Genomic DNA, 7355 nt, shown 5'->3' on the forward strand with positions numbered 1-7355 from the left:
CTTAGGGCGGGGAGCAGTCACTCAAAATAACCAGGTAGCTTTGCGACGATTCTGGCATCCCACTGAGTGGAGTGAACAGATTGCACCGCGCCTGTAGCCGCAGGGAAATTGGTTGATATGAATTTGATCTTTGTAGTCGGCAGTCTGTTGATATTTACACTGGGATTTTTGCTGGCATTAATGCTGTTTAATCGACGCCTGCGACTGGCTAGTGATCATTTTACCCAGTTATATCAGCATCTACCTTTACCGGTGATCCTGCTGGATCCTGCAACAGGCCAATTTGTGGATTGTAATGCTGCTGGCTTGAAGCTGTTAAAGCTGAATAACACAACACAGATTATTGGCCGCAAGCCAGAAGACATCTCCCCGGAGTATCAACCAGATGGCTCGGTTAGCTCCAAGGCTCGGAAAACCCATTTTGAGGCGCTAAAAGAAACTGAGAGTCTTTCGTTTGAATGGATACATCTGGCCAGTGATGGGTTTGAGCTGTTATTGCAAGTCACTTTGATCCCTGTCGAGATTCGTGGGCGATCTCTGATTCTTGGGGTTTGGTACGATCTGACAGAGCGCCAGCGGTCAGAGTTGGCGGTGCAGCAAAAAACCGAGTCCTTACAGAAATCCAATGCTGAGCTGGAGCAGTTTGCTTATGTTGTCAGCCATGATTTGCGTCAGCCATTGCGGATGATTGGCAGTTATTTGCAGCTGCTGGAGCGCCGGTTAGAAACAACACTGACCGATGAGACTCGGGAAATGATGCATTTTGCGGTGGATGGTGCCAGTCGTCTGGATCAAATGCTGGTCTCCTTGCTGGAGTACTCCAGGGTAGGACGCAAAGGCTTACCCATGACGGACACCCCTGCAGAGACGGCGATCCAAGAGGCCTTGCAGTTTCTGCAGCCATTAATAGATGAAAAACAGGCGCGGGTGCAGTTGCTGACAAAAAGTTGGCCGATGCTTCACGCCAGCCCGGATGAGTTAACCCGACTCTTTCAGAATCTGATAGGTAATGCCTTGAAGTACCATCAACCGGGACAGGCACCTCAGGTTAGTCTGGATGTTGAGCGCACCAAGGGGCATTGGCGCTTTTGTATCAGAGATCAGGGTATCGGTATTGCCCCTGAGCAGTTTGATCGCTTGTTCCGGGTGTTCCAGCGTCTGCATACCCGCAGTGAATATGAAGGTACAGGGATTGGCCTTGCCGTTTGTCGCAAGATTGTTGAACGTCATGGTGGCCGTATCTGGGTGGAATCAGAAGGTGAAGGCAAGGGATGCAGTTTCTGTTTTGTGCTGCCATTTGCCGATAGCAGGGAAGCCTGACTGGCTAGTCCTCCCCTGGGGCAGTAGAATGTTCGTTTTACATTGCAGCTGATCCTATCTGGAGTTTTCATGTCACTGAATGTTGTGATCCTTGCAGCGGGTCAGGGTACCCGAATGCGTTCGTCGCTCCCCAAAGTATTACACTCCTTGGCTGGTAAACCCATGGTTGGTCATGTGGTGGATACAGCACGACGCCTCAATGCCAGTCTCATACATCTGGTGGTTGGACATGGAGCTGAGCGTGTCAGAGAGCAGCTGGCGGCAGCGGATGTCAATTTTGTTGAGCAGTTGCAGCAGCTGGGTACAGGCCATGCGGTAACTCAGGCCCTGCCTGGCCTTGAAACGGATGCTCGGGTACTCATTCTGTATGGTGATGTGCCTTTGATTCGTGCTGAAACCCTGCAGCAACTGCTGGAACAAGTCAGTGAAACCAGTATGGGGTTGTTAACCGTACAGTTGGATGATCCTTCGGGTTATGGGCGGATTATTCGTGATGCCGATCAGAAGGTGGCTGCGATTATTGAACAAAAGGATGCCAGCACCGAACAACTGCAAATCAAAGAAGTGAATACCGGCATTCTGGCTGTTACCACGACACAGCTGCAGCGCTGGTTGCCGCGGCTGTCCAATGCCAATGTGCAGGGCGAGTATTACCTGACCGATATTATTGGTATGGCTTATAAAGAAGGCACGGAAATTCGTAGCGTACAACCCAAAACCACCGCAGAAGTGGAAGGTGTGAATAACCGCCTGCAACTGGCTGCGCTGGAGCGAGTGTATCAGCGTGAACAGGCGGATTTGCTGATGGAAGCGGGTGTGACCCTGGCTGATCCAGCCCGGATTGATGTACGGGGTCATTTATCCACTGCCCGTGATGTTTTTATTGATGTGGGTTGTGTATTTGAAGGTTTGGTTGAGTTGGCGGAAGGGGTTGAGATCGGCCCTTATTGTGTGTTGAAAAATGCCCGGCTGGGGCCGGGTGTTAAACTGGCGTCCCACTCGGTCATCGAGGATGCAGTACTGGTGGGTGACAATCAGGTTGGCCCTTTTGCTCGCCTGCGGCCCGGTACTCATCTGGAGGTGGGTGCCCGAATTGGTAATTTTGTGGAAACCAAAAAAGCCATGATTCATCAGGGTGCCAAGGTTAACCACCTGAGTTATATCGGTGATGCAGAAGTGGGTGCTTATGCCAACATTGGTGCAGGAACCATCACTTGTAACTACGACGGTGTGAATAAACATCAAACCCTGATCGGTGCAGGTGCTTTTATTGGCTCCAACACCAGCCTGGTGGCGCCAGTCAGCGTGGGTGCCGGTGCTACAATTGGTGCGGGCTCCACCATCACACGTGATGTGGATGATCGGGCGCTGGCAGTCACCCGTGCCAAACAATTACAGAAAGCTAACTGGCCGCGTCCGGCTAAAAAACAGGAAGACTGAATAATGTGTGGAATTGTAGGTGCGGTTGCGGAGCGTAATGTCACTGCCATTCTTCTGGAAGGTTTAAAGCGTCTTGAATACCGAGGTTATGATTCTGCCGGTCTGGCGGTGATTAACGAACAACAACAGCTGGAGCGTCGCCGTGCGCAGGGTAAGGTGGCCGAGGTTGAGCGCAAGCTGGAGACAGACCCACTGCGTGGGCATCTGGGTGTTGCACACACCCGCTGGGCAACCCACGGCAAACCCAGCGAAGCTAACGCCCACCCGCATTTTTCCAGTGAAGAGCTGGGGCTGGTACACAATGGCATCATTGAAAATCATGAGTCCCTGAAGCAGCAGCTGGTCAAAGCGGGTTATGTTTTCACTTCTGATACGGATACTGAGGTAATTGCCCATCTGGTACATCAGTTGTATCAACAGACGTCAGATCTTGCCAAGGCGGTACAACAGGCACTTAAACAACTGGAAGGTGCTTATGCTCTGGCGGTGATTCATCAGCAGCAGCCGAATCAACTGGTTTGTGCCCGCAAGGGCAGCCCACTGGTGATTGGTGTGGGTATTGGTGAATACTTCTGTGCTTCTGATCCGCTGGCCTTGTTACAAGTCACCGATCGTTTTATCTATCTGGAAGAAGGTGATCTGGCAACCCTGACCCTGAATGAACATCACATTATTGATGCGCAGGGTAAGGCGGCTGAACGCGCAGTGACCCAGTGGGAGCATGGTAACCAGGCGGCAGAGAAGGGTGAGTACAAACACTTCATGCTGAAAGAGATTCATGAGCAGCCGCAGGCTCTGGCATCAACATTGGAAGGACGTTTGTCTGAACGGCGTGTTTTGCCCCAGGCTCTGGGTGTGGCGGCTATGGAGCTGTTGCCTCAGGTGCGGCAGGTGCAAATCATTGCCTGTGGCACCAGTTACCATGCTGGGATGGTGGCGCGTTACTGGATTGAGCGGCTGGCGGGTTTGCCTTGTCAGGTGGAAGTCGCCAGTGAGTACCGTTACCGCGAGGTGGTGGTAGCTGATCATTGCCTGTTTGTGACTATTTCCCAGTCCGGTGAAACAGCCGATACCCTGGCCGCTTTACGTTTTGCCAAGCAAGCGGGTTACCTGGCCTCGATGACCGTGTGTAACGTACCTGGCTCTTCGCTGGTGCGTGAATCGGATCTTAGCCTGATGACCCGCGCCGGCCCGGAAATTGGTGTGGCTTCCACCAAGGCTTTTACCACCCAGTTGACCGCGCTGCTGTTATTAACCTTGGCACTGCGCCGTGCACACCTACCCAGCCCGGAGGCCGAAGATGAGGTTGAAAGTAGCCTGGTACAAGCATTGCGAGAATTACCGCGTCTGTGTGAAGAAACCCTGAAGCTGGATAAAGATATCGAACAGCTGGCAGAAGACTTTGCTGAAAAACACCATGCGCTGTTTTTAGGTCGGGGCAGTCAGTACCCAATTGCCATGGAAGGTGCGCTGAAGCTGAAAGAAATCTCCTACATCCATGCTGAAGCTTATCCGGCCGGAGAGTTGAAACACGGTCCGCTGGCACTGGTCGACAAGGATATGCCAGTGATTGCCGTGGCTCCAAAAGATGACCTTGTGGATAAGTTAAAGTCCAACCTGCAGGAAGTTCGCGCCCGTGGTGGTGAGTTGTATGTGTTTGCCGATCCACAGAGTTTTCTGGAACCGGGTGAAGGTATGAAAGTACTGCACCTGCCGGAAGTCCACGAAATCCTGGCACCCATCCTTTACACCCTGCCCTTGCAGTTGTTGTCCTACCATGTGGCGGTGTTAAAAGGCACCGATGTGGATCAACCTCGCAACCTGGCAAAATCAGTAACGGTTGAATAAGAGCATAACAACAAGGAAGAGCGGCTGATGGTAAACCAGAACCCCGAACAGCAAGCACGCGATATTATCGACACCCAGCTGAAAAAAGCTGGCTGGGTGATTCAGGACAAGAAGAAAATTGATTTTTCTGCCGCTGATGGTGTTGCCGTTCGGGAGTATCAGACCGACGTTGGCCCTGCTGATTATGTACTGTTTGTTGATAAGCAAGCAGTTGGGGTGATTGAAGCCAAACCGGAGCACTGGGGAGAAAGAATCACCACAGTTGAAGAGCAATCGGGTGGTTATGCCAAAGCAAAATTGAAGTGGGTTAACAACAACCAACCTCTGCGTTTTGTTTACGAAAGCACTGGGGTTATCTCTCGTTTTACTGATGGATCAGATCCAAATCCTAGGTCTCGTGAAGTCTTTAACTTTCATCGCCCGGAAACCCTCGCCAAGTGGCTCCAGGAACCCAAAAGTCTGCGGGGTCGGTTGCAGGATTTCCCACCCCTGATTAACGAAGGCTTGCGTGATTGCCAGATTACCGCCATCACCAACCTTGAAGAATCCTTTAAACAAAACAAACCCCGCGCTCTGGTACAAATGGCTACTGGCTCTGGTAAAACCTTTACCGCAATCACTGCCAGTTATCGCCTGTTACGCGAGCCAGTGAGTGCCAGGCGCATTCTGTTTCTGGTGGATACTAAAAACCTGGGTGAACAGGCCGAACAAGAGTTCATGACCTTCGTGCCAAACGATGACAATCGCAAATTCACCGAGCTTTACGCGGTGCAGCGGCTGAAGAACCAATACATCGCCAAGGATGCCCAGGTTTGCATCAGCACCATCCAGCGCATGTATTCCATTCTTAAAGATGAGCCGCTGGACGAATCACTCGAAGAGCAAAACCCGGCTGAGCAAATCACCAGACCGAAAGAACCGTTGCCGGTGGTGTATAACGAAAAAATCCCGCCTGAGTTTTTTGATGTAATCATCATTGATGAATGCCACCGCTCCATTTACAACCTGTGGCGGCAGGTGCTGGAATATTTTGATGCCTATCTGGTCGGCCTGACCGCCACGCCAGATAATCGAACCTACGGCTTCTTTCGCAAAAACGTGGTCAGTGAATATGATCATGAAAAAGCCGTGGCCGATGGTGTGAATGTCGGTAATGAAATCTTTGTTATCGAAACGGAAAAAACCAAGCAAGGCGGCAAGATCGAAGCTAAACAGCAGGTTGAACGACGCGAGCGCACAACACGAAAAAAACGCTGGGAAGAACAGGATCAGGAAGAAGCCTACACCGCCAAACAGCTGGATCGCAATATTGTTAATCCCGACCAGATTCGCACCGTCATTCGCACCCTCAGGGATGCACTGCCGACCATCTTCCCCGGTCGTAAAGAAGTGCCTAAAACCCTGATCTTTGCCAAAACCGACAGTCACGCCGATGACATCATTCAAACCGTGCGTGAAGAGTTTGGCGAAAGTAACCAGTTTTGCAAAAAAGTCACCTACCGCGTTGCTAACGACAAAACCGATGCTGATGGCAAAGTCATCGAAAAAGGCGAAGATCCGAAGTCCGTGCTTGCTCAGTTCCGCAATGATTACTACCCGCGCATTGCCGTTACCGTCGATATGATTGCCACCGGCACCGATGTCAAGGCACTGGAATGCCTGCTGTTCATGCGCGATGTCAAAAGCAAAAACTACTTTGAGCAAATGAAAGGACGCGGCACTCGTACACTGGATAAAGACAGCCTGCAAAAGGTCACGCCCTCTGCACAAAGCGCCAAAACTCACTATGTCATTGTTGACGCGATTGGTGTGACTAAATCAGTTAAAACCGCCAGCCAACCCTTGATCACCAAACCCAGTGTGGCGCTGAAAGACCTTGCTATGGGCGTGATGATGGGAGCAAGTGACAGTGATACCGTATCTTCTTTGGCAGGCCGACTGGCGCGACTGGATAAACAGCTCGATGACAAAGAACGCGCCCGCATTGCTGAAAAGGCCGGTGGTACACCACTCTTGATGATTGTTGGAGAGCTCTTCAGTGCCATTGACGGCGACCGGGTAGAACAAAAAGCGCTGGAAATTGTTGGCCAGCCCGTCGGCACCGATCCCGGCGAAGACGCACGCAATAAAGCGCAGCATCAGTTGGTTAGCCAGGTGGCTAATGTATTTAACGGTGAGTTGATTGAGCTGATCGACTCCATCCGCCGTGATAAAGAACAAACCATCGTTCACGATGACCTGGACACCCTTCTCAAAGCCGAGTGGGATGGTGAAACCACCGAAAACGCCAAGGTGCTTACCCAGGAGTTTGCCGATTATCTGCAAGAGCAGGCGGATAAAATTGATGCACTAGCCATCTACTTCCGTACACCTGCACGCCGCAGCGAAGTCACCTATCCACAAATTAAAGCCCTGCTGGAAAAGCTCAAGCAGGATAGACCGAAGCTTGCACCGTTGCGCATCTGGCAGGCTTACGCTCACCTCGACAACTACACGGGCGAAAACCCCTTAAGTGAACTCACCGCCCTGGTGGCACTGATGCGCCGTGTCTGCGGACTGGATAGCACCCTTACACCCTTTCGCAGCACCGTCAGAAAGAACTTTCAGGATTGGATCATGAAGTATCACGCCGGTGGTTCAGAAAAATTCAATGAACAGCAAATGCAGTGGCTGCAAGCCATTCGTGACCACATTGCCAGCTCCTTTCACTTTGAGCGCGATGATTTGGATATGACTCCCTTTGATGC

4 protein-coding genes are annotated in these 7355 nt (G+C 51.5%); all 4 read left to right on the top strand.

Annotated elements, in window-relative coordinates:
• The first annotated feature begins 117 nt into the window (after window positions 1-117).
• A complete protein-coding gene (locus tag IBX50_RS15265; protein ID WP_292257155.1) occupies window positions 118-1320 on the top strand; it encodes an ATP-binding protein in 1203 nt (400 codons plus the stop codon).
• A 69-nt stretch (window positions 1321-1389) separates the two neighbouring features.
• Window positions 1390-2760, top strand: coding sequence for a bifunctional UDP-N-acetylglucosamine diphosphorylase/glucosamine-1-phosphate N-acetyltransferase GlmU (gene glmU / locus IBX50_RS15270; protein WP_292257156.1), 1371 nt, complete (start codon window positions 1390-1392; stop codon window positions 2758-2760).
• 3 nt (window positions 2761-2763) lie between these two features.
• Entirely contained in the window at window positions 2764-4608 is a 1845-nt protein-coding gene (glmS, locus tag IBX50_RS15275; protein WP_292257157.1) for a glutamine--fructose-6-phosphate transaminase (isomerizing), read from the top strand.
• Between the two features lie 27 nt (window positions 4609-4635).
• Window positions 4636-7355 (top strand): DEAD/DEAH box helicase family protein (locus tag IBX50_RS15280; protein ID WP_292257158.1); only part of this gene is annotated, 2720 nt, incomplete at its 3' end.

The sequence above is a fragment of the Marinospirillum sp. genome, assembly GCF_014859565.1.